Source organism: Brevibacillus sp. AY1 (genome assembly GCF_029870785.1).
Classification (GTDB): Bacteria; Bacillota; Bacilli; order Brevibacillales; family Brevibacillaceae; genus Brevibacillus; species Brevibacillus invocatus.
In genome coordinates, this window is record NZ_JAFLPN010000012.1 from 95936 (window position 1) to 118357 (window position 22422).

25 protein-coding genes are annotated in these 22422 nt (G+C 50.3%); all 25 read left to right on the forward strand.

All coding sequences use genetic code 11. The features are described 5' to 3' along the window. The first annotated feature begins 68 nt into the window (after window positions 1-68). The 25 genes from ehuB (at window position 69) to JZI27_RS12415 (ending at window position 22334) form a co-directional block, all read left to right on the forward strand. Window positions 69-956: an ectoine/hydroxyectoine ABC transporter substrate-binding protein EhuB gene (gene ehuB, locus JZI27_RS12295; protein ID WP_122910450.1), complete on the forward strand. Its 888-nt coding sequence runs from the start codon at window positions 69-71 to the stop codon at window positions 954-956. A 25-nt stretch (window positions 957-981) separates the two neighbouring features. Then, window positions 982-1632 carry an ectoine/hydroxyectoine ABC transporter permease subunit EhuC gene (ehuC, locus tag JZI27_RS12300; RefSeq protein ID WP_280207664.1) on the forward strand — a complete coding sequence of 217 codons (651 nt, stop codon included), beginning with the start codon at window positions 982-984 and terminating at the stop codon, window positions 1630-1632. A 3-nt stretch (window positions 1633-1635) separates the two neighbouring features. Further along, window positions 1636-2286 (forward strand): ectoine/hydroxyectoine ABC transporter permease subunit EhuD, encoded by a 651-nt coding sequence (gene ehuD / locus JZI27_RS12305; protein ID WP_122910357.1) that lies wholly within the window; start codon window positions 1636-1638, stop codon window positions 2284-2286. Window positions 2287-2302: 16 nt separating this feature from the next. After that, window positions 2303-3088: an ectoine/hydroxyectoine ABC transporter ATP-binding protein EhuA gene (ehuA, locus tag JZI27_RS12310; protein WP_280207665.1), complete on the forward strand. Its 786-nt coding sequence runs from the start codon at window positions 2303-2305 to the stop codon at window positions 3086-3088. A gap of 37 nt (window positions 3089-3125) precedes the next feature. After that, window positions 3126-3332, forward strand: a complete 207-nt coding sequence (locus JZI27_RS12315; protein ID WP_280207666.1) for a hypothetical protein — start codon at window positions 3126-3128, stop codon at window positions 3330-3332. Further along, the gene (ectB, locus tag JZI27_RS12320) at window positions 3268-4515 is read left to right on the forward strand and encodes a diaminobutyrate--2-oxoglutarate transaminase (protein WP_280207667.1); all 1248 of its coding nucleotides are present in this window, start codon (window positions 3268-3270) and stop codon (window positions 4513-4515) included. The genes JZI27_RS12315 and ectB overlap by 65 nt, the downstream gene beginning before the upstream one ends. Further along, window positions 4516-4905: an ectoine synthase gene (locus JZI27_RS12325; RefSeq protein WP_280207668.1), complete on the forward strand. Its 390-nt coding sequence runs from the start codon at window positions 4516-4518 to the stop codon at window positions 4903-4905. It begins immediately after the preceding gene. Further along, window positions 4902-5588: a phytanoyl-CoA dioxygenase family protein gene (locus JZI27_RS12330; protein ID WP_280207669.1), complete on the forward strand. Its 687-nt coding sequence runs from the start codon at window positions 4902-4904 to the stop codon at window positions 5586-5588. Before JZI27_RS12325 ends, JZI27_RS12330 begins: the two co-directional genes overlap by 4 nt. Window positions 5589-5599: 11 nt before the next feature. After that, window positions 5600-6046, forward strand: a complete 447-nt coding sequence (locus JZI27_RS12335) for an amino acid kinase family protein (RefSeq protein WP_280207670.1) — start codon at window positions 5600-5602, stop codon at window positions 6044-6046. Between the two features lie 270 nt (window positions 6047-6316). Further along, a complete protein-coding gene (locus JZI27_RS12340; protein WP_122910360.1) occupies window positions 6317-7234 on the forward strand; it encodes a VOC family protein in 918 nt (305 codons plus the stop codon). Window positions 7235-7276: 42 nt separating this feature from the next. Next, on the forward strand, window positions 7277-8068 hold the full coding sequence (locus JZI27_RS12345) for an SDR family oxidoreductase (protein ID WP_280207671.1): 792 nt from the start codon (window positions 7277-7279) through the stop codon (window positions 8066-8068). A 28-nt stretch (window positions 8069-8096) separates the two neighbouring features. Beyond that, window positions 8097-9782, forward strand: coding sequence for a thiamine pyrophosphate-binding protein (locus tag JZI27_RS12350; protein ID WP_280207672.1), 1686 nt, complete (start codon window positions 8097-8099; stop codon window positions 9780-9782). A 15-nt stretch (window positions 9783-9797) separates the two neighbouring features. Then, on the forward strand, window positions 9798-11243 hold the full coding sequence (locus JZI27_RS12355) for an aldehyde dehydrogenase family protein (protein WP_280207673.1): 1446 nt from the start codon (window positions 9798-9800) through the stop codon (window positions 11241-11243). A 53-nt stretch (window positions 11244-11296) separates the two neighbouring features. Continuing rightward, window positions 11297-12565 carry an MFS transporter gene (locus JZI27_RS12360; protein WP_280207674.1) on the forward strand — a complete coding sequence of 423 codons (1269 nt, stop codon included), beginning with the start codon at window positions 11297-11299 and terminating at the stop codon, window positions 12563-12565. Between the two features lie 47 nt (window positions 12566-12612). Beyond that, on the forward strand, window positions 12613-13917 hold the full coding sequence (locus JZI27_RS12365) for an aromatic ring-hydroxylating dioxygenase subunit alpha (RefSeq protein WP_280207675.1): 1305 nt from the start codon (window positions 12613-12615) through the stop codon (window positions 13915-13917). Window positions 13918-13939: 22 nt separating this feature from the next. Next, on the forward strand, window positions 13940-14449 hold the full coding sequence (locus JZI27_RS12370; RefSeq protein WP_251244471.1) for an aromatic-ring-hydroxylating dioxygenase subunit beta: 510 nt from the start codon (window positions 13940-13942) through the stop codon (window positions 14447-14449). Window positions 14450-14468: 19 nt separating this feature from the next. After that, window positions 14469-15254, forward strand: a complete 786-nt coding sequence (locus tag JZI27_RS12375; RefSeq protein ID WP_122910367.1) for an SDR family NAD(P)-dependent oxidoreductase — start codon at window positions 14469-14471, stop codon at window positions 15252-15254. 18 nt (window positions 15255-15272) lie between these two features. Beyond that, on the forward strand, window positions 15273-16223 hold the full coding sequence (locus JZI27_RS12380) for a VOC family protein (protein ID WP_280207676.1): 951 nt from the start codon (window positions 15273-15275) through the stop codon (window positions 16221-16223). Between the two features lie 61 nt (window positions 16224-16284). Then, the gene (locus JZI27_RS12385) at window positions 16285-17088 is read left to right on the forward strand and encodes an IclR family transcriptional regulator (protein WP_245997095.1); all 804 of its coding nucleotides are present in this window, start codon (window positions 16285-16287) and stop codon (window positions 17086-17088) included. Window position 17089: 1 nt separating this feature from the next. Then, window positions 17090-17911: a dienelactone hydrolase family protein gene (locus JZI27_RS12390; RefSeq protein ID WP_280207677.1), complete on the forward strand. Its 822-nt coding sequence runs from the start codon at window positions 17090-17092 to the stop codon at window positions 17909-17911. Window positions 17912-18132: 221 nt separating this feature from the next. Further along, window positions 18133-19182, forward strand: a complete 1050-nt coding sequence (locus JZI27_RS12395) for an ABC transporter substrate-binding protein (protein ID WP_280207678.1) — start codon at window positions 18133-18135, stop codon at window positions 19180-19182. Window positions 19183-19340: 158 nt separating this feature from the next. Next, complete coding sequence (locus tag JZI27_RS12400) at window positions 19341-20135, forward strand: ABC transporter ATP-binding protein (protein ID WP_122910372.1); 795 nt, start codon at window positions 19341-19343, stop codon at window positions 20133-20135. Next, complete coding sequence (locus JZI27_RS12405; protein ID WP_122910373.1) at window positions 20135-20896, forward strand: ABC transporter permease; 762 nt, start codon at window positions 20135-20137, stop codon at window positions 20894-20896. Before JZI27_RS12400 ends, JZI27_RS12405 begins: the two co-directional genes overlap by 1 nt. A gap of 5 nt (window positions 20897-20901) precedes the next feature. Then, window positions 20902-21651 (forward strand): ABC transporter permease, encoded by a 750-nt coding sequence (locus JZI27_RS12410; protein WP_122910374.1) that lies wholly within the window; start codon window positions 20902-20904, stop codon window positions 21649-21651. 140 nt (window positions 21652-21791) lie between these two features. After that, window positions 21792-22334, forward strand: coding sequence for a cupin domain-containing protein (locus JZI27_RS12415; protein ID WP_280207679.1), 543 nt, complete (start codon window positions 21792-21794; stop codon window positions 22332-22334). The last annotated feature ends 88 nt before the right edge of the window (window positions 22335-22422 follow it).

A 22422-nucleotide genomic window follows, 5' to 3' on the forward strand; every position in this document is an offset into this window, starting at 1 on the left:
AAGCAATGCGCCGCTTTTTATGTTATTTCGTTCACGTTGGAGGGGGAAAAGAAGTGAAAAAGAGCATGATGAGAATGGTTTGGACAGTATTGCTGTCTAGCTCCCTGTTGTTTGCGGGCTGCAGCACGACTTCACAGACAAATGCGGGAGGCGAGCAGGCTGGGGCTGCCGGCTCCACTCTGGAAAAGGCGAAACAACAAGGCTTCGTCACGATCGGCTTTGCCAATGAGGTGCCCTATGCCTATGCCACACCTGACGGCAAGCTAACTGGAGAGGCCGTAGAAGTGGCACGAGTGGTGCTGGAACGCATGGGCATCCCAGAGATGAACGGCGTTTTGACCGAATTCGGCTCCTTGATTCCGGGGCTGAAGGCAAAGCGGTTTGACATTATCACAGCAGGCATGTACATTACGCCGAAACGTGCGCAGGAGGTTGCTTTTGCGAATCCCGAGTACAGTATTGGAGAGGCGATTGCCGTGAAAAAGGGAAATCCGCTGAACCTGCGCAGCTATCAGGATATAGCAGCCAACCCTGCTGCCAAAATTGCAGTGATGAGCGGAGCAATTGAAATGGAATACCTGGAGAAAAGTGGTGTGAGAAAAGAACAGATGGTTCTCGTACCCGATCAGCCGTCTGCTGTATCTGCCCTGCAATCAGGACGTGCGGATGCGATCACGATGACGGGACCATCCTTGCAGGCGGTTCTGGATAGTGCCAAGGATGACAGTCTGGAGCGAGTGATGGACTTTATCCAGCCTGAGATTGACGGCAAGAGTATCCGGGGCTACGGTGCAGCTGCGTTCCGCAAAGAAGACGAGGATTTCGTCAAAGCGTACAATGAAGAGCTGCAAAAGCTGAAGGATTCGGGTGAGCTTTTGAAAATTCTGGAACCATTCGGCTTTACAGAGCAAGAGCTTCCAGGCGACATGACAGCGGAGGAACTGTCCAAAGAGTAGGCAGTCCACGAGAGAGGAATGGTGGATGATGGTGTCAGTTGATTTGCTGCCGCTGCTTTTCCAGGGGGCCGCAGTGACGCTTCAGGTGACGGCTCTGTCGATGGTTGTGGCGTTTGTACTCTCGTTTGCGGCTGGATTTGCACGGCTGTCACGGATCAAAAGCATTCGTATAGCGAGCTCCGTCTATGTGGAAGTATTCCGAGGCACCTCCTTGCTGGTACAGCTGTTCTGGCTGTTCTTTGCCCTTCCCTTGCTGGGGATCGAGCTGACAGCGCTGGTAGCCGGAGTGATGGCGTTGGGACTTAATTACGGAGCGTATGGATCTGAAGTGGTGAGAAGCGCGATTTTGGCCATACCCAAAGGGCAGACAGAAGCCAGCATCGCTTTGAATATGAGTCCTTGGCTTCGGATGAGACGAGTGATATTGCCTCAAGCCCTGGCGATCATGCTGCCCTCATTTGGAAATTTGGCGATCGAGCTGTTGAAGGGAACATCGCTGATCTCGTTGATTACGATGGCGGATTTGACGTATCAGGGAATGATCCTACGCACATTTGACTCGTCCAGAACATTTGAAATATTCGGTCTCATACTGGTGATGTTCTTCGTGATGGCCTACCCATTGACGCTCTTCATGCGTTGGTTGGAACGACGTTTCTCAGCGGGGAGGGTGTAGCCGATGTGGAGCTGGAGTTTTACATGGAGTATCCTGCCACAGATTCTGGAAGCAATGAAGACGACGATTCTGGCGACAATCGTTGGCTTTGCCTTCGCTCTGGTAGGTGGACTCGTGCTCGCGCTTGGGCGACGCGCTAAGAACAGGGCAATCTCGCTTGGTACGGCAGGCATCGTGGAATTCGTGCGTAGCACGCCGCTCTTGGTCCAATTGTACTTTCTCTTTTACGGATTCCCGGCGATTGGGATCTCGCTTTCACCGTTTTCCGCCGGAGTACTGGGGCTCGGCATTCACTACAGCGCGTATCTGTCGGAGGTCTACCGCTCCGGAATTGATGCGGTTCCACGCGGTCAATGGGAGGCGTCCAAAGCCCTCAATTTTTCCAAAGGAACGATGTGGAGACGCATTATTCTCCCCCAGGCGATTCGCCCTGTGATACCCGTATTGGGTAATTATTTGATCGTCATGTTTAAAGAAACGCCAGTCCTGTCAGCCATCACACTGGTAGAGATGCTGCTGACAGCCAAGATGATCGGAGCTGAATCGTTCCGCTATCTGGAGGCTTTCACACTCGTAGGTATCCTGTTCCTGATCCTCAGCTACGGATCATCTTTGCTGATCAGAAGGCTGGAGCTCAAATGGAGTCGGTCATAAAAGGAGGAGAACCATTATGGAGTTCGTAAAGGATGCGCCAATTGTGCGCTATCGGAAGGTGAGCAAGAGTTTTGGGGATCGCCCGATTTTAAAAGAGATCAATCTGGATATTGCCCCAGGGGAAAAAATAGCGGTCATTGGCCCGAGTGGCTCGGGAAAGACCACTTTGGCACGTTTGCTCATGACGCTGGAGGAGCCTACCTCGGGAACGATTGAGGTGGATGGAAATCAACTCTGGCACAAGACCGTGCAGGGGAAGCTGGTGCGGGCGGACGAAAAGCACCTGCACAGCATCAGAGGGAAAATCGGGATGGTGTTTCAGCATTTCAATCTGTTTCCACATATGAGCATTCTGCGGAATGTGACGGAAGCGCCGATCCACGTGCTGGGACTCGACAAGGAGGAGGCGGTGGAGCGAGCAGTCTCCATGCTGAAAAAAGTCGGGCTGGCCGACAAGCTGGACCAGTATCCGGCACAGCTCTCCGGTGGACAAAAGCAGCGGGTAGCCATCGCACGAGCCCTCGTCATGCGCCCCAAGGTCATGCTGTTCGACGAGGTGACATCTGCCCTCGATCCGGAGCTGGTAGGGGAAGTGCTGACGGTCATCCGGGAGATTGCCGAAGAGGGCGAGATGGCGATGCTTCTGATCACGCATGAGATGGAATTTGCCCGGGATGTGGCGGATCGCATCATTTTTACCGATGGCGGCAGAATTGTGGAGCAAGGTACGCCTGAGCAAATTTTCTATCGGCCGCAGAGTCCGCGTCTGAAAACATTCTTGAGTCGGTTTCGAGCGGGCTAAGGAACGACGCGAATCACCGTGAAAGGAGGTGAGAAAAGTGAATCGAAACGAGATCCGAGAAGATCAAATCAGCTTGCGTTCTCCGACAGAGGCAGATGGCGCCCAGGTGGAGCTCATGAAGCGGAGTGGACGTATCGCATCGGACCAATCCCAGCTCATGGTTAAGAAGGAGGTTATGCATGAAAGTTGTTACCGAGGTACAGAACCCATTACAGGTGTTTGCGCAAATGGAGTCGGAGGTTAGGAGCTACTGCCGTCATTTTCCGGTCGTTTTTGCCAAGGAGAGCGGGCATACGATCTGGGATACCGCTGGAAGAGACTATATTGACTTTTTTGCAGGCGCAGGTGCGCTGAACTATGGGCACAACAACCCGGTGATCAAGGAAAAATTGATCGAGTATCTCACAAAGGATGGACTGACACACAGTCTGGATATGGCGACAGAAGCCAAGGAAGCCTTGCTGCAACGGTTTGACGAAGTGATTTTGGCACCGCGTGGCCTGCGCTACAAGGTCATGTTCCCTGGACCGACGGGCACCAACAGTGTAGAGGCAGCGTTGAAGCTGGCACGCAAGGTGACCGGAAGACATACGATTCTGAGCTTTACCAATGGATTCCACGGCATGACGATCGGTTCCTTGTCGGTGACGGGCAACCGCACCAAGCGCGAGGGGGCGGGAATGCCGGACGCGATGGATACCGCCGCGTACATCGAACGGCTACTCGAAGACGGTGGCAGCGGACTTTCTCTCCCCGCAGCTATGATCCTCGAAACCGTTCAGGGAGAAGGGGGCATCAATGTAGCCAGCGACGCGTGGCTGCAGAGCATCGAGAAAATGTGCCGCAAGCATGGGATACTCCTCATCGTGGATGACGTTCAGGCTGGCTGCGGTCGGACGGGAACCTTCTTCAGCTTTGAGCGGGCAGGGATTGTGCCCGACTTCGTCTGCCTCTCCAAATCAATCGGCGGCTACGGTTTGCCGCTTGCACTCACCCTGATCAAGCCCGAGCTGGATATCTGGAAGCCCGGAGAGCACAATGGGACGTTCCGCGGCAACAATCTGGCCTTCGTGGCAGGCCAAGAGGCGCTGAACTATTGGCAGGATGATTCGTTTGGCAAAAGCATCGAACAAAAAGGGCAGATGGTTCACTCCAGGCTGGAGCAGTTGGTCACTGCGTATCCCTACTTGCATGGAGAAGTGCGCGGAAAGGGACTGATGCAGGGTATCGCGGTCAAACCAGAAGGCCTTGCAGAAGCAATATGCACACGCGCCTTCGAACGCGGCCTTGTAATGGAAACTTCTGGTCCGAATGGTGAAGTTATGAAATTTTTACCGCCTTTAACCATAACGGATGAAGCACTCAAAACAGGTCTGGCTATTCTTGAGGAAAGTATCAAGGATTGCCAGCGAAAGGAGAGAGGGTAAATGATCGTCAAATACTTAGAGGACATCGTAGGAACCGTAGACGATATAGATACGCCGACTTGGAGCAGCAGAAGATTTCTTTTGCAGCACGATCAAATGGGGTTCTCCCTGCACGATACGATTATCAAGGAGGGGACTGAAACCTATATCTGGTACAAAAACCATCTGGAAGCCGTGTATTGCATCGAAGGAGAAGGAGAAATCGAAGTGGTGGGAGGAGAAACCTATCAGATTCGGCCTGGAAAGATGTACGCCTTGTCTGGACACGAAAAGCACTTCTTACGGGCGAGAAGCCAGATGCGGATGGTCTGCGTCTTCAATCCACCGTTGACCGGGCGCGAGGTGCATGACGAAGAAGGCGTGTATCCGATTATGGAGGTGCGGCCATGATGCCATCTGGATCCACAGTCCGCGACGTCTATCCGTCCCGTGTCCGTGCGCAGGCAGAAATAGTGCCGCGCGTAGATCCGGTCGTGTATCGAAATGAAAGCACGAGCAGCGGTCCTCTGTCTGCCGAGCAGCTTTCCTTCTATGAGAAAAACGGCTATTTGAATCTGGCAGGTTTTTTCGCTCCCGTAGAGGTTCAGTATTTTCGCGACGAGATGAAGCGGCTGTGGGAGGAGAATTCCCGTTCCGATCGCAAGGAAGTGATTCAGGAGCCGGAATCGAAAGAGGTGCGTTCCATATTCGCTGTTCATCGGGACAACGAGGTTTTCCGACAGCTGTCGCGTGATCCTCGCCTGATCACGATGCTCGAGCAAATTCTGGGCAGCGCGGTCTACCTCCATCAGTCGCGGATCAATTACAAAAAGGGCTTTACCGGCAAAGAGTTTTACTGGCATTCCGATTTTGAGACCTGGCATGTGGAGGATGGTATGCCGAGGATGCGTGCGCTCAGTTGCTCGATCTCACTGGAAGATAATGTTCATTACAATGGCCCACTGCTGCTCCTGCCTGGATCGCATTTGCCACGCAGCAACGTGTTTATGGTGTACAACAGTGTGGAAAACAGGCTGGTAGCTCCATTCTCGGGTCAACAGCCGCGACCTGACTATATTGCGACGAGAGAATAGGGAGGCGACACATGGCACTTGTGGTACAAAAATATGGAGGCACGTCTGTGGCATCTGTAGACCGAATACGCAAGGTGGCCGCTCAAATCTTGCTTACCGAGGAAAAGCACCAACACATGGTGGTCGTCTTGTCAGCAATGGGAAATACGACAGATACGTTGAAAAAGATGGCAGCCCAGCTCGACGAAGAGCCTACTGGTCGGGAATGGGATATGCTGGCCAGCACAGGCGAGCAGGTGTCGATCGCCTTGCTAGCCATGGCTTTGCGCCAAAAAGGCTGCGACGCGATTTCGCTGACAGGCTGGCAGGCGGGCATTCGCACCGAGTCGACACACTCGGATGCACGCATCGAGCACATCGACCCGATGCCGATCAGAAAGCATCTGGATGAAGGCAAGGTCGTCGTTGTCGCAGGGCATGCTCCCTGTGTGTCAAGATGCAGGGGGCTTACTTTGTAAGAAATAATCTAAATTTTTAGTATTGACACGATAGTTATGAAAAATTTAAAATAAAATCATAATAAAAAAATAAACTTTGTTTTGTATATGAAACATTGTACGATATGAATGGATGCGAAAGAATGGGCAAAGCCGCGAAAAATGGCCTTTGGTATTGGCGCTTCTTTTTTTTTAGTCAATTTCGGAAACATTGTTTTATATTTAAAACACAAAAAATGCACCGTTGTCTCATCCGTTCCAAACACACTATTACTTACGAGGTGATTTCCTATGCTGGGCATTACCCATTTGCGCCACATCAGCTTGTTTACACCAGTGCTGAAAGAACAGGCTGACTTCTATGAAAAGGTATGGGGACTGGATAAGCTGCAAGAAGACGAGAACAACGTCTATTTCCGCGGAGCAGGTTCTGAGAACCACATCTTGCATTTGCAAGCAGGAGAAAAACGCGGTCTGCACCACATGGCTTTTGGTGTCGTTGACAAGCATGCTGTTGATTCTGCTGCGAAAAAATTGAAAGAACTGAATGTTCCAGTGATTCAGGAGCCTGGCTATTTGGATGAAGCAGGTGCTGGCTACGGTCTTCGTTTTCTCGATCCAGAAGGAAGATGCATCGAGCTGTCCTGTTGGGTAGAGATTCACACGAAGGACTGGAGCAAGAAGAACGTAGATCCTATCAAATTGAACCATGTCGTGATGAATACAAAAGACATCGACATGATCACTGAATTTTATACAACCGTTCTCGGCTTCAAAGTGACCGACTGGAGCGAGCATCAGATGGTATTCCTGCGTTGCAACAAAAACCATCACTCCCTCGCATTCAATCAGGACGTTCACGCTTCTGTAAACCACATCGCATACGAGGTAGAGAGCGTAGACGAAGTCATGCGCGGTATCGGCAATGTGCGCAAAGCGGATGTTGAACCGATGTGGGGACCAGGACGTCACGGCCCAGGAAACAACGTATTCTGTTACTTCCGCGATCCAGCGGGATACGTGATGGAGTACACCTGCTACTTGACTACTGTAGAAGACGATGACAAGTGGCAAGCATTGGTATGGAAACGCGTTCCGCATCTGATGGACCAATGGGGAATTGCGGGACCACCACCTCCAGGAGCACGTGCTTCCATGCAGGGCGATCCAGACGAGGGCTGGGCGACCAAACTGGTGAAAAAAGACTAGGAATGACAACCAGCCAGTGCTGAATAAGGAGTGTTGAACAAGATGGATCTGGGTCTGAAAAATAAAGTGGCGATTGTCATGGGCGGAACTTCAGGCGTCGGCTTGAAAACGGCTGAGATGTTTCTGAAGGAAGGTGCTCGTGTAGCGATTTGCGGTCGTGACCAGCAAAGAATGGAAAGCGCACGCGAGCATCTACTGCAGTTCGCTCCTGCTGAACAAGTATTCGCTACTACCTGTGATGTAACCAGTAAAGAAGATGTACAATCATTTGTCGACGGTGCAGCTGCCAGCTTCGGTCAGGTAGACATTCTTGTCAATGCTGCGGGTCAAAGCGTGATGGGCCACTTCTTCGACATCACCGATGAGCAATGGAGACAGCAAATTGATTTGAAATATTTCGCCATCATTTACGCTGTGCACGCTGTTTATCCGCATCTGGTGAAGCAAGGTGGAGGCCGCATCATCAATATCAACGCTACGCTGGCAAAAGAGCCGGAGCGTCACATGGTAGCGACAGCTGCTACACGTGCAGGTCTGTTGAACCTCAGCAAAACGCTGTCTCAGGAATTGGCGCCGGACAACATTACCGTCAACTCGGTAGCGCTTGGTCTGATCGCGACGGATCAATGGGAGCGCAGACGTTTGAAAAACGCTCCGGACATGGCTCCAGAAGAGTACTACAACGACTTGGCGAAAAAACGGAACATTCCGATGGGCCGCGTAGGTCAACCGGAAGAGGTAGCGGGTGCTATTCTTTACCTCGCTTCCGCTCAAGCCAGCTATACTTCAGGATCTACCATCGAGGTAGCGGGTGCTATCAGTAAAGCGCTCTAATAAAGAAAGGGTCTGAAAGGGGTACATCATGACTACAAATGCGCAAATGGAATATACGGCAGCGGATGCGGTCGTAGCTGAACTTGTACGCGCCGGGGTTGAAGTGGTTTTCGGTGTCGTCAGTATTCACAACATGCCAATCTACGACGCACTCTTGCGCGAAGGAAGCATCCGGATTGTCTGCTCTCGCGGTGAGAGCGGTGCTGCCAACATGGCAGATGGCTATGCGAGATCCACAGGTAAATTGGGTGTTGTCATCACAAGTACAGGTAGCGGTGCAGGAAATGCTGCAGGTTCCCTGGTGGAAGCTTGGGCAGCAGGTACGCCTGTCTTGCACCTGACTGGTGAAGTAGGCTCCAAATACTTGGGTACAGGCCGAGGCTACATCCACGAGTGTAAAGATCAGCTTTCCATGATGAAAGGCTGCTGTAAGGAAGCGTATCGCCTCCGCAAGCCAGAGCAAGCGGCTTCTGTCGTGCGCAACGCGATCCAGACAGCGCTTGCTGCTCCTGCAGGTCCAGTATCACTGGAAATCCCGATTGATTTCCAATCTGCAATCGTTCCACAAAGCAAAATCGAAAACGTGCAAACGTTGACCCATACTCCAGTAGCTCCAGTGATCCCGGCTGAAGTGATCGAAGCCCTGGCGAATTCCCGTCGTCCTGTGATCTGGGCGGGTGGCGGTGTCATTTCTGCGAACGCTTCCAAAGAACTGACTAAGCTGGCTGAATTGACTGGCGCGGCTGTCATCACTAGCCAATCCGGCAAAGGCTCCATTTCGGAAGATCATCCGCAATGCATCGGTCACTTTGCGGCCTATGAAGCAGTGAAAGAGCTGTTGAAAAATTCCGACTTGCTCGTAAGCGTAGGCGTTCGCTTCCGCGGCAACGAGACAGCGAACTGGAAAGTAACGGCACCAGAAAACCACATCAGCATCGATGCGGATCTGAATGCGTTCAACCGCAACTACGAAGTAACACACGGCTTGCTGGGTGAAGCGAAGCCCATCCTGGCAGCCTTGAACGAAGCGCTGCAACAAAAAGGCTCTGCACCTGATGTTGGTTATGTAGAAGAAGTAAAAGCGGTTCGCGAAAAAATTCGCGGAATCCTGCGTGACACATTGGGTCCATATGAAGCGATTGTCGATGGCATGCGCCGCGTATTGCCAAAAGACGCTATTCTGGTTCGTGACGTTACCGTTCCAGCGAACGTATGGGGCAGCCGTTTGTTCGAAATTTACGAGCCACGTACTTCGATCCATGCTTCCGGCGGCGGAATCGGACAAGGCTTGCCGACAGCGCTGGGTGCTCAAATGGGACAACTGGATCGCGTGGTTGTTCTGATGGCTGGTGACGGCGGCTACATGTTGAATGTAGGTGAAATGCCGGTAGCGGTTCAGGAAAACCTGCCATTGATCGTTCTGTTGTTTGACGATGCTGGTTATGGTGTACTGCGCAACATCCAAGATGCTGCATACGGTCGCCAAGTTGCCGTAGATCTGGTAAGTCCTGATTTCGTCATGCTGGCGAAGTCGATGGGGTATGAATCAAACCGCGTAGGTTCTCCAGATGAACTGGTGAACGAGCTGGAAGCAGCGGTAGCGCGTAGAAAGCCAACAATGATCGTCGTAGACATGAATGCGGTAGGTCCTATGGCTAAACCATTTGGTGGACCTCCAGGAGCGGCAGACGCGTTCAAGCCGAAAAAACTGTAAGGAGGCCGAACAACCATGACTAACGCATATCCGAGCATTTCCGGCCAATTTCTGATTAATGGTGAGTGGATCAAGGGGGGGAAGGTCACAGACGTGACCAACCCCGCCAACATTTCAGAAGTGGTTGGTCAGGTAGCTCTCTGTACAAAAGAAGATGTAAAACAAGCGATCGATGCAGCTGAGCAAGCGTTTGCCGTTTGGGCTGGCACACCGGTTGAAAAAAGAGCGGAAATGGTCAAAGCAGCCTCTGAAAAATTGGCTGAAATCATCGAATCTACCGTGCCTCTCTTTGTTCGTGAAAACGGAAAGCCGCTGGTAGAAGCGAAAAAAGACATCATGCGCTGTGTAGAGATCATGAGCAAGGGCGCAGATGCGCTGCTTGAATTCTGGAAGACCGAAACGCTGCCAGGCGGACAAATGGTGCAAATCCGTCGTCGTCCGCGCGGTGTTACAGCCGTCATCTCGCCTTGGAACTCGCCGATGATTCTCACCTTCAAACGCGTAATTCCAGCTGTATTGGCGGGGAACAGTGTCGTGGTCAAACCGGCAACAGACTGTCCGTTGACTGTTCTGGAAACGCTGAAGGTCGTAGCTGCCGTGTTGCCGCCAGGCGTGATCAATATCGTGACTGGTTCCGGAGCTATGGTGGGCGAGGTAGTATGTACCGATCCTCGCGTTCGTACGATTGCTTTCACAGGAAGTACGGAGACAGGCAAGCAAATCATGAGCATGTCTGCAGGGACTGTGAAAAAGTTGTACATGGAATTGGGCGGAAATGACCCAGCTATCATTCTCCAGGATGCTGTATTGGACGAAACCGCGATGCAACGCATTCGCATGGGAATCCTCCGTGCAGCTGGTCAAGTGTGCTCCGCTATCAAGCGGGTATACGTCCACGAATCTCGCTACGACGAATTCATGGAGAAGCTGAAGAAAGAATTTTCCCGCATGATTGTTGGAAACGGCATTCAGCCAGACTCTATGATGGGACCCATCAACAACAAAGCGCAGTACGACTACGTAAAAGGCTTGATCGAGCGCACCAAAGCAGAAGGTGCTCAAGTAGAAACCCTCGGAAACAAGCTGGATGAAGAAACCTGGGACAAAGGCTACTTCATGCTTCCTTCGATCGCAACCGGCGTGACTCAATCGAGTGAACTGGTTCGAGCTGAGCAGTTTGGCCCGGTCATTCCGGTATTGAAGTTCTCCGATCTGGACGAAGTAATCGCGATGGCGAACGATACGGAATTCGGCTTGCGTGCTTCTGTCTGGACTAGAGACCAGCAAAAAGCTGAAGAGCTTGCAGACCGCCTCGAAGCGGGTGCTGTATTCTTCAACAACCATACGATCTTCCAAGACCTTCACTATGATTTCCCAGGATTAAAAGAGAGTGGACTGAGTCGCGAAACCGAGTGGTGCAGCATTGATTTGTTTGCAGACAAGTACGGCTTTGCCAATTAAATAGCTTTACGCCCACACTCAACTAGAGTCCATTACACCAGGAGGCGCAGATTATGCTAAGCAAAAACATGCGATGGGTATACATTTCAATCCCTATTTTCTTCTTTTGGTTTTTTGGCCAGATAGATAAGCTTGGCATCTCTGTGATTCAGACCGATCCAGGGTTCCTGCAAGACATGGGGCTTACAGGCCCTGACAAAAACGCGAAGATCGGTTTCATGACCTTTATATTTACGGTCTCCTATGCGTTGTCCAACCTGTTTTGGGGTGTGGTCATCGACAAGCTCGGTGCCCGAAAAACAGCCATTCTAGGGTTGGTTGTGTGGGGAATCACGATGATCATGGCCGGTATGGCTACTTCTTATGAAATGTTCCTGGTATCCAGAATCATCCTGGGTATTGGTGAAGGGATCATGATTCCGGTTTCAGGTAAGTTTATTGCGAACTGGTTTAACCGTAGAGAACTGGGGAGAGCGCAGGCATCCTGGTTGACTGGTAACTATCTCGGACCTGCGCTTGGTGCACTTGCCTTGTCCATGTTGATTGCCAACTTCAACTGGCATTACTCCTTCTTCTTGCTGGCAGCGTGTAACCTGTTGATCAACATTCCGATGTTCCTCTATCTCACACGTGAGACACCGGAAGAGCATCCACGCTTGAGCAAGGAAGAGCTGGCTTACATCCGCGAAGTCGATGTGACAGCCAAAAAAGAAGAAGGTCAAAAGTTTACACAAGATTTTCGTTACTGGATGGTATGGGTGGGAATGCTGGCGTCGTCGTTCCTCTTCTTCGGTATCAGTATTTGGCTGCCGACCTATTTGACGCAAGGTAAGGGCTTCGCTACAGAAGAAATGGCTGGAATCACTTCTCTGTCATGGGTGTTTGCTTTGGTTTTCGTTTTGCTTTGCGGTTTTCTGGCAGACAAAACAAAACGTCCTGCGATGCTTGCCACGATTCTGTTTGCTCTGTGCGCAGTCTGTCTGACTATTGCATTCAATTCGACAACTCCCATTGTTGCAGGTTTTGCACTGGGGCTTGCCATGGGTACACAAGGTGGGGTTTTCCAACTCAGCAACCTGTTTATCGTGAAGTTCTCTACCCCTGAAACAGCGGGTCGAGCAGCAGGTCTGATGGGCTTTACCAACATCCTTGGTGGTTTTTCCAGCTACATCATGGGCTTCATGCGCGATTCAGCGGGTGGCGACTTCGGTCCTTCGATTATCATGCTGATTGTTGTGGCCCTCATCGGATTCCTGGCGTATATCACGACTTTGAAAAAGGAAGGCGCTGAGGTTCGCCTTTATGCGCAAGCCAATCTGTAATAAGGAAATGAAGAAAGACCAAAAGTTCGGAAATGGAGTGATCACGTATGAACAAGCCAGAAGTGCTTCTTGACGAAATGACCCGTGAAGAGACCCTTCAATATTTGAACGAAACCGTTCGGCCAGAAGAAGGAGTCATTCCAGCCTACATTTTGGCGGATCCAACCATCTATAAGCTGGAACATGAAAAGATCTTCATGAAAACGTGGGTTCTCCTCGGACATGAATCCGAGTTGTCCGAAAAAAATGACTATCTGACTCGTGATTTGGCCGGTTACTCCGTCATTATTGCACGTGGACAGGATGACGAGATTCGCGCTTTCTACAACATGTGTACGCACCGCGGAATGAAGCTTTGCCGTGCTGACAAAGGCAACAAGGCGAACTTTACTTGTCCGTACCACGGTTTTAACTTCCGCAACAACGGTGAATTGATCGGTGTACCGCTGCAAAACGACATCTATGGCGGTCAATTCGACAAGTCCACCATGAGCCTGAAAAAGGTAACCATTGCGACCTACAAAGGGTTGATCTTCGGTACCTGGAACGACAATCCGCAGCCATTGGAAGAATTCCTGGGCGATTATAAATGGTACATTGACATCGTATTTGGTCGTACCGAGATGGAAGTCGTTGGACCACCACAAAAATTCATCGTGCACTCCAACTGGAAGATCGGTTCTGACAACTTCGTCAGCGATTCCTACCACACCATGGTAACGCATGGTTCGATCGCGGCTCTCGGCATGGTTCCGAGCGCGACTTACTCCAAACGCGGCTACCAGGTGCACACAGAGAATGGTCACGGCTGCAACATCGGAATGCCGAACCCAGACTTCGCATTCCCGCCAAACCTGATGGACGAGTACAAAGCCAATCTATCGGAAGCACAGTTCGAGATGATGTCCAATCTGAAAAACCTGATCGGAACCATCTTCCCGAATCTGTCGCTTCTGGTATCCCATACGAAAATCAAGGATCAGCTGATCTCCAATACGACTATGCGTCTGTGGAAGCCGGTTGGACCTGACAAGATGGAAGTCATGACCTGGTTCATGGTAGAGAAAAACGCAACAGAAGACTGGAAAGAGCGTTCTCGTGAAGCGTATATCCTGACTTTCAGTCCATCCGGAATCTTCGAGCAGGATGACACAGAAGTATTTACGGATATTACAGCAGCTGCGAGCGGTACGATGCCATTCACGAAACAATTGACGTACAACTACACAATGGGAATGCATCGTGAACCATTGACAGACTTCCCGGGTCCTGGTGTGGCCTACACTGACAAGTTCTCTGAAGCTGGCTCCCGTAACTTTTACCGGTACTGGCTCGACCTGATGAACTCGTAATCTGTAGAGGAGGAAGAACACGATGAGCATGGAAATGATGCTGGCAACACATGAGTTTCAGCAATGGCTGTACCGCGAGGCAAGCCTGCTGGATGAGATTGATTTTGACGGCTGGTTTGCGATGTTCCATCCGGACATTAAATACGTCATGCCTGTTCGCATAAACAAGGAAGGCATGGAGCGACCTGACTATGCGACAGACATGTTTGCATTCAACGACGATTACGAGCTGATGAAGCTGCGTATCGAACGTCTGAAAACCGAGTATGCGTGGGCGGAAATGCCGCCTTCGCGTACTCGCCGCTCGGTGAACAATGTGCGTGTCATGGAGTATGTTGCGAACGAAAAAGCGGTAGTGAAGAGCTACCTGCTCCTGTACCGCAGCCGTTCCACTGACATCTTCCACGATCTGGTATCCGGTGAAAGAACGGATGAATTCACTTATGTAGATGGAGAGTGGAAGCTGTCCAAACGTTTCTTCCTGATCGATCAAACTACGATCAACACGCGTAACCTGGCCATTTTCGTATAAGTAGAGGAGGAAGTCAGCAATGGCAGAGCTTTCGGGAAAATCAGTGTATATTACGGGCGGTGCCTCCGGGATCGGTAGAGCGGTCGTAGAAGGCCTCGTAAATGAAGGAGCTTTCGTTACCGTACTGGATCGCTCAGCAGAAGGACTACAAGAGCTGGAACAGCAGTTTGGCGACAAGATTCGCACGATCACAGGGGATGTGACGATCTATGAAGATCATCAGCGAGCTGTGGAGACGGCAGTCGATGCATTCGGAAAGCTGGATGTTCTGATCTCCAACGCTGGTGTCTTCGATGCTTTTGCCAAGTTCGTCAATGTCACCCCGGAAGCATTGTCTGAGGCGTACGACGTCCTTTTCTCTATCAATGTAAAAGGCAGCTTCTTCGCTGCCAAGGCTGCTGTAGACGAGCTGAAACGGACGCGGGGGAACATCATTTTCACCGTGTCCGGGGCAGGCTTCTACCCGGATGGTGGCGGTGTCTGGTACACAGCGAGCAAGCACGCTCAGATCGGCTTGATGAGACAGCTTGCCTTTGAGCTGGCACCAGATATCCGTGTCAATGCAGTAGCTCCTGGGGGAACGCTGACAGCGCTCTCCGTCATTCCTCCGTTGCGCCCATTTGTAAACGTGGTCGACAACGAGACCAAGGCAAAAAGCATCAAGACGCGCAATCCCCTGAAAATCGTAATGGCATCGGAGGATCACGTCGGTGCTTATCTGCTGCTTGCATCGGATAAAGCGCGTGCGATTACTGGCGAAGTGATTTCAAGTGACGGTGGACTTGCAGTGCGTGGCTTGAGCTAGAAGGAGTGGACTGCAACCATGAGTAAAGCACTATTGGGAACGAGCAAGATCAACCAGATTTGTTTTGTCGTACACGATATAGAGAAAGCCGCAGAATCTTTTGGAAGGCTGTTGGGCGTACCAAAGCCAAGCTGGTTTTTAACTGGTGACAGCTCCATCTCCAAAATCGTTTTTAACGGTGAGCCTACTGGTGCAAGAAACAAATTGATCTTTATGGACACGCCGTCCGTTCAGATTGAGCTGATTGAGCCTGACCAAGAGCCAAGCACCATGCGTGAATTCCTGAACAAACAGGAAGGGATTCATCACGTGGCAGTCGACGTAGACGACATGAAGCAGCAGTTGGCCATCTTGGGCGAAGCCGGATATCCAGTCGTTCAGACTGGTGAGTTTACATCCAGCCAAGGCCGCTATGCCTATGTCGATACAGTTTCTGCTTGCAAGACGATGTTCGAACTGCTGGAGCGCGATGAGCCACAAGCGATTCCACCTGTAAAACCAAAAACAGAGGAGCATCAGCCTCTGCTGGGCTCTGATACCGTTGTTCAAATCGCGGTTGTCGTTCGCGATCTGGATGCAGCAGCGGAAGCATACTGCTCCCTGCTCGGTGTGGAGAAACCAACTGTGCTCAAAGAAGGCAAGCCGGAAGTGACGCAGGTTGTGTATCGCGGTGAATCGACAGAAGCAAAGTGCCGCTTTATGTTCATCAAAACGCCGTTGATTGAGATCGAACTGATCGAGCCAGGTGATTCACCAAGCACTTGGAAAGAGCATCTCGATACCAAAGGCGAGAGCGTACACCACATTGCGTTCCTGGCGAAAAACCTGGATGAAAAAGTGGCTGAGCTGGAAGCGATGGGTTATCCGTTGATTCAAAAAGGCTATTTCTTCACAGGAAATGGAAAATACGCCTACATGGATACTGTTTCAGACTATCATGTCATCATCGAGCTTTTGGAAAGATTTTAGAAGGAATCAAGAGCGTACGACCGGCATGCTCCCCCCATTCTATGAGAGAGAGGGCAAAGCGGTGGCAAAAACAAAAGAGGATAAAGATCGTTACAATTCCAGTTCCCTGGTGAGGGGACTGGAAATTTTGCGGCTATTCCGACCGGAACAGCCCACACTGTCGCTAGTAGAAATCGCCAATCAGCTGGGAGTCAGCAGAACAACCCCCTTTCGCTTGTTGTTCACCCTTCAGCAGCTGGGTTATCTCAGACAAAGTGAAAGCACGAAGAGGTATGAGCTAACTCCAAAGGTATTGGAATTGGGCTTTGCCTACCTGAACACCTTGCAAATTACGGATGTAGCAAGACCGTATCTGGAGCGGCTGCGAAATGAAACAGGCGGTTCCGCTCACGTGGGGATTCTCGATGAGACCTCAGTCGTGTATGTCGCTTGCGAATCAGCTCGCGGTGTCACACGGCTTTCGGTAGCTGTCGGTTCACGATTGCCGGCACATGCTACAGCGATTGGAAAAACCTTGCTCGCGTTCCAGCCGAAAGACCAGTGGCAGGAGCTGCTTCTCATCTCTGATCTTCATTCCTACACCAAGGATACGAAGACGATGATCACGGCTCTGCTGAAAGAGCTGGAAGTGGTTCGCAACCAAGGCTTTTCCATCAGCAGCGGGGAATTTGAGGCAGGTGTCCGCTCAGTGGCGGCACCGATCTTTAACGAGAGTGGAGAACTGGTTGCTGCGATCAGCGTTGCGGCACCCGAGTCTGTCCTGCCAGAAGATTATGTAGCCCGCTCCGTATTGCCAGCTATCCTGGAAGCAGCCGATGAGTTGTCTACTTTTTATGGATATAAGCTAGCCAGAAGGAGGGGATAAGATGTCCATGCACACGGAATGGATTTCATTTGAACAAAATGGAACCAAACATCGTCTCTACGCCGCTCGACCCGAGCGAGCCAAAGCTCCTCTCCCGGTTGTACTGGTCATCCAGGAATTATGGGGGACAGACGATCACATCCTTGACCTGACCGAAAGATTTGCCAGAGCCGGTTATCTGGCGGTTGCTCCGGATTTGTACGCTGTAGGTGGCCAGCGTCCGGAGAGCTTGACTGAGGAACGGATTGAACAGATCAAGCGATTCCTGGACACGTTGGCGCCGCCTGCCTGGCATGACCCGGTAGCACGTGAAGAGGCATTGGAGAAACAGCCAGAGGAGCTTCGGGAAATTCTGCGTGTCACCTTTACGGATTTGTTCGCTTACCTGGGCAAATTGCCGGAATTGTTGGAGCGTATCCAGGCAGCGACAGCTTTTCTTGCTGATCATGAATGGAGCCGTGACCAAAAGATCGCCTCGATTGGCTTCTGTATGGGTGGGGCTTTGTCGATCATGCTGGCAGCTTCTGAACCGAAGCTGGCCGGAGCAGTGAATTTCTACGGCAGAATGCCTGTTTCCAAAGAACAGGTTGCTGCTATTCAATGTCCGATCCGAGGCTTTTTCGGAGAGTTGGACCCAAAAATTACTTCGCTCGTACCGGAATTTGAGCAGGCGATGAGTGAAGCAAACAAGTCGTTTACGTACAATGTTTACGAGGGAGCGCACCACGGATTTCTAAACGATACGCGTGGCGGTTATCACGTGGAGGCCTCCAGAGACGCTTGGAAAGAGACAATTTACTTTTTCCATAAAGTATTATCGTAAATAACTGGAAGTGGAACCATCCTTTATCTGTCAAGCATCTGGCAGGTAAAGGATGGTTTTTTAGTTAGGGAGCTAATTGTTTGTTGATAAATAATATTTAAACTATTTTAATGGTTTTCAATATTGACAAGGATGTGAATAAACTTGTAACATATTGTTTATATGAAAAACCATGTTTTTCATGCGAAACGATATCGAAGAGAGTACAGGGGGGCATCATTGTGAAAAAAGGTTTGGGTAAAATCGCTTTCATCTTGAGTATGGCAGTCGGTTTGGCAGCCTGTGGTTCCGGACAGACCAGTCAGCCGGCACAACAACCGGCAGCAGAACAAAAACCTGCGGAGCAAGCAGCTGCGCCAGCAGGTAATCAACCGGTAGAAATCAGATTGGGTGGCGGTTTTGCTTCCGAAGAACCTTTCTGGCTCATGCAAGTAGATCCATCGTTAACGCCAAATCAAGGAAAAAGCTACACGCTGAATCTCACGCAATTTCGTGCCAACGCTGACAGATTGAATGCGTACCAAGCAGATCAAATCGATATCGCATCGATCGGACAAGGTGCAACGATGCTGGCAGCATCCCAAGGAATTCCAGTGAAAGTTATCGGTTCCGTAGTGAAAGATACACCAGGTGAAGGCTTCAATACCAAGTTCATGGCTCTGAAAGATTCTGGCATCAGCAGCATGGCAGATCTGAAAGGCAAAGTAATCGGTATTCCTGACTTTAAAGCTCCAACTGACCTGTGGGCACGCGCAGCTGTTCGCTCTGCAGGATTGAACCCAGATACAGATGTGAAATACGCGGTAATCCCAATTCCTTCTATGGGTGAAGCGGTAAAATCCAAGAAAATCGACGTAGGTGTTTTCCCGCAGCCATACTTTGAAACTGCCAATGCAAGCGGCGAATTCGTAGAAATCTTCAACTCCAAAACAGGTGTGAATGTAGAAGAAGATTTCCTCGTCATGATGGCGAAGCCTGACTTTGTTACCAATAACGAGCAAGCAATCAAGGACTTTTTGAGTGACTATGTCAACGCCGTGAAGTACTACCAAGAAAATGGTGAAGCAGCTCGTCAAAAAATCATCGATGCAGGCAAAGTAAAAGCTGACCCAGCATTGTATGTAAAAATGCAGGATAACAACCGCTCCATCGACGGTACTGTAAACATCGATGCATGGGGTAAGCTCCAAGACATGCTGATCGAAGAAAAATGGTTGGACAAGCCTGTTGATCCGAGCACGATCATCGACATGTCTTACCTGCCTAAGTAAGTCATACGCGCGAAATGCTGCGGCCCCTATCCCCAATATAGGGGCCGCTCATCTGTTTACGGACGAATCGCCACATCAATCATTCATGAAAAACGTCACACGATTGCCACACCCCTTAGAAAGCATGACGTTTTTCAAAGAAAAAAGGAGAATCAGTGATGGAAAACAAGACACCAGCCATGGATATTGAGAAGTTGGGCAAAGTCTACACCCGAGGAAAAGAGGAAGTCACTGCTATCCAGGAGATCAGCTTGCAAGTACCGGAAGGAAAATTTGTCAGCATTGTAGGTCCTAGTGGATGCGGAAAAAGTACTTTCCTTCATATTGTAGGTGGCTTTATTCCCAAGACCAGAGGTACAGTCCGGATTCGCGGAAAGGAAGTAGACAAGCCAGGTCCTGACCGCGGAATGATGTTTCAGGAATCCGCACTTTTCCCTTGGAAAAACGTTTTTGACAACGTGGCATGGGGACTGGAAATCCAAGGAATGGAGAAAGCGAAGCGGGACGAGATCGTCGAGCATTATTTGAAGCTCGTGAATCTGTGGGACTTCCGCAACAATCTGCCATCCGAGCTGTCTGGTGGTATGAAGCAACGTATTTCCCTGGCAAGAGTTCTCGCCTTCAATCCCGATGTTCTTCTGATGGATGAGCCTTTTGGCGCATTGGATGCACAGACACGTGAAAAAATGCAGGTAGAATTGCAACGCATTTGGCAAGAATCAAACAAAAGCGTGATGTTTGTAACCCATGATATTGATGAAGCGGTGTTCCTCAGCGACATCGTGGTCGTCTTTAGCGGCCGCCCAGCTGTAATCAAAGAAATCATCGAAATTGATTTCCAACGTCCACGTACGCTTGACGTCCATAAGACCCAGGAATTTATGAACATTCGCAACCATATCTGGGACCTGCTCCACCAGGAAGACGGCAAATCGGATGAGGAGGGAATGTGATGGATAGTCGCCAGAAAAAAATCGCCGTGCTGGAGATTGTAGGTCTTTTGGCGATTTGGCAAATTCTCGCCAGCCTGCAATGGATTCCGGGGTATCTCTCCAGCCCGTTCGTGGTGGGGAGAGAGATGTGGGCTCTACTCGTAAGCGGTGAACTGTTTACCAACGCAGCATCCAGCTTGTACCGCTCATTGCTCAGCTTTTTACTGGTTACGGTACTGGGTATCGTGTTTGGGATTGCAGCAGGATTTTTCAAACCGATCGGCACCTTTTTCCAGCCTATCGTAGACGTGCTGAATCCTGTTCCGAAAATCGCTCTTCTTCCTATATTAATGGTGTGGTTCGGAATCTCGGATACAACACGCGTTCTGCTGATCTTTTTGACCGCATTCTTTCCATGCTTTATTGCGACCAAGGACGGGGTGCACGGGGTGAAGCAAGTGTTCATCTGGGCTGCTGAAAATATGGGAGCCAACAAACTACAGATTTTGTGGAAAGTAGTCCTTCCGGCTGCACTTCCCAAGATCTTCGATGGATTAAGGGTTTCACTGGGCTTGACCTTCGTCATGATGTTCTCCTCTGAAATGATTGGTTCTTCCAACGGTTTGGGGCTCGGCTTCATGATCTTGATGGCAGATATGGCCGGACGTACCGACTTGATGTTTGTCTCTGTCTTCTTCATTGCCCTTCTCGGCTTTTTGTTTGATCGAATTTTGCTGGCTGTCCGTGCACGATTGCTCTGGTGGTCGGAGAACAGGGGGTAAACATCATGAAAAAAGGTTGGAAGTTACTCGTCGAATATCAAGCGCTCATTTGGATCGTGGTGGCATGGGAGCTCATCGTATTCCTGCAAATCATGCCTGAGCGGCTGTTCCCTTCCTTGTCAAAAGTACTTGTCGTTGCCTTTGAGCTGATCACGACCGGGATGCTGATGGAGAATCTGCCCATCACCTTGTTCCGCGTATTCTCCGGATTTGCTTTGGCTGCTGTCGTCGGAGTTCCATTGGGTCTGATGATGAGCCGCTCGAAGCTGATGAACGATCTAGTGCAGCCCGTTTTCTCTCTGGGATTCCCGATCCCGCGCGTGGCGCTCTATCCGATCCTGGTCTTTATCTTGGGTCTCGGTTCTGCATCCAAGATCACGATGATTTTTCTGGAATGTCTGTTCCCGATCGTTCTCAATACCTACTACGGTGCGACTCGCGTAGGCAAGCTGTATCTGTGGGCTGCTGAAAATATGGGAGCAAACCGCAACCAGGTCTTTTGGCGCGTGCTTTTGCCAGCTACGATGCCTTCTATCTTTACCGGTTTGAAAATTGCCCTGCCTATGGCTTTCATCATCGCGATCCTGACAGAGATGATTGGAGCGACAGCGGGCATGGGATATCTCCTGACCTACATGTCTGCGTCCCTGATGCAGGAGAAGGTATTGGCGTGTGTTGTGCTGATTACAGTCGTCGGCTATCTCTTGAATTTACTGATCCAGAAAATTCAGCGCAAGTACGTTTTCTGGCAGTAAAAGTCGCAGACTCTTACTCGTTACCGTGTTTTCTTACCATTTCGAATATTGACTTTCATCAAAACTCAGCTTATAATTGATTTAAATACAAAACAATGTTTTTCATTTAAAACACAAATTCGATTGAGGAGGCTTTATCCATGAGTGAACAAAACATCTCCATTGAAGAATTTGAGCAAAAATATGTAGCCCGCCTGGAAACAAGAAAACTTGACTACAACGCCCTTTCTTTCCAAGAGCAAATCAGCCCGCACTACCGCCGTGCACAATGCCGTTATGTTGGTACTGGCGCAGTAGCTGCAGTTGACAGCAACGTGATTCAAGCAGGAAACTTCACTTTGAGCAACATGTACCTGCCAGCAGGCTGCGAAGGCCCTATGCACTTGCATGAAGACGTAGAAGAAGTATTCTTCGTAATCAAAGGTAGCGTAACGGCTCGCGTACAAATCGGCGACACCATTCATGAGCTCAAATTGAGCGAGCGCGATTGCATCTGGACTCCTCCAGGGTACTACCGCGGTGTTCGCAACGATAGCGATGAAGAAGCAATCATGGCTGTTATGCTGGGTGCTCCTAAACCACAAATCCCAACTTACGAGCCAGGCAGCGCTCTCGAAAACCTCCGCGTTGAGCGTGCAAAAGCAAAAGCAGCAGCAGCTGCAGCTGAAGCAGAAAATAAATAATGACAGGCAATTGCCTATCATGTTGAGAAGACCGGCATTCGCCCGGTCTTTTCCTTTCCTGCTTCCTATTCCATTAATCAATTGAGGT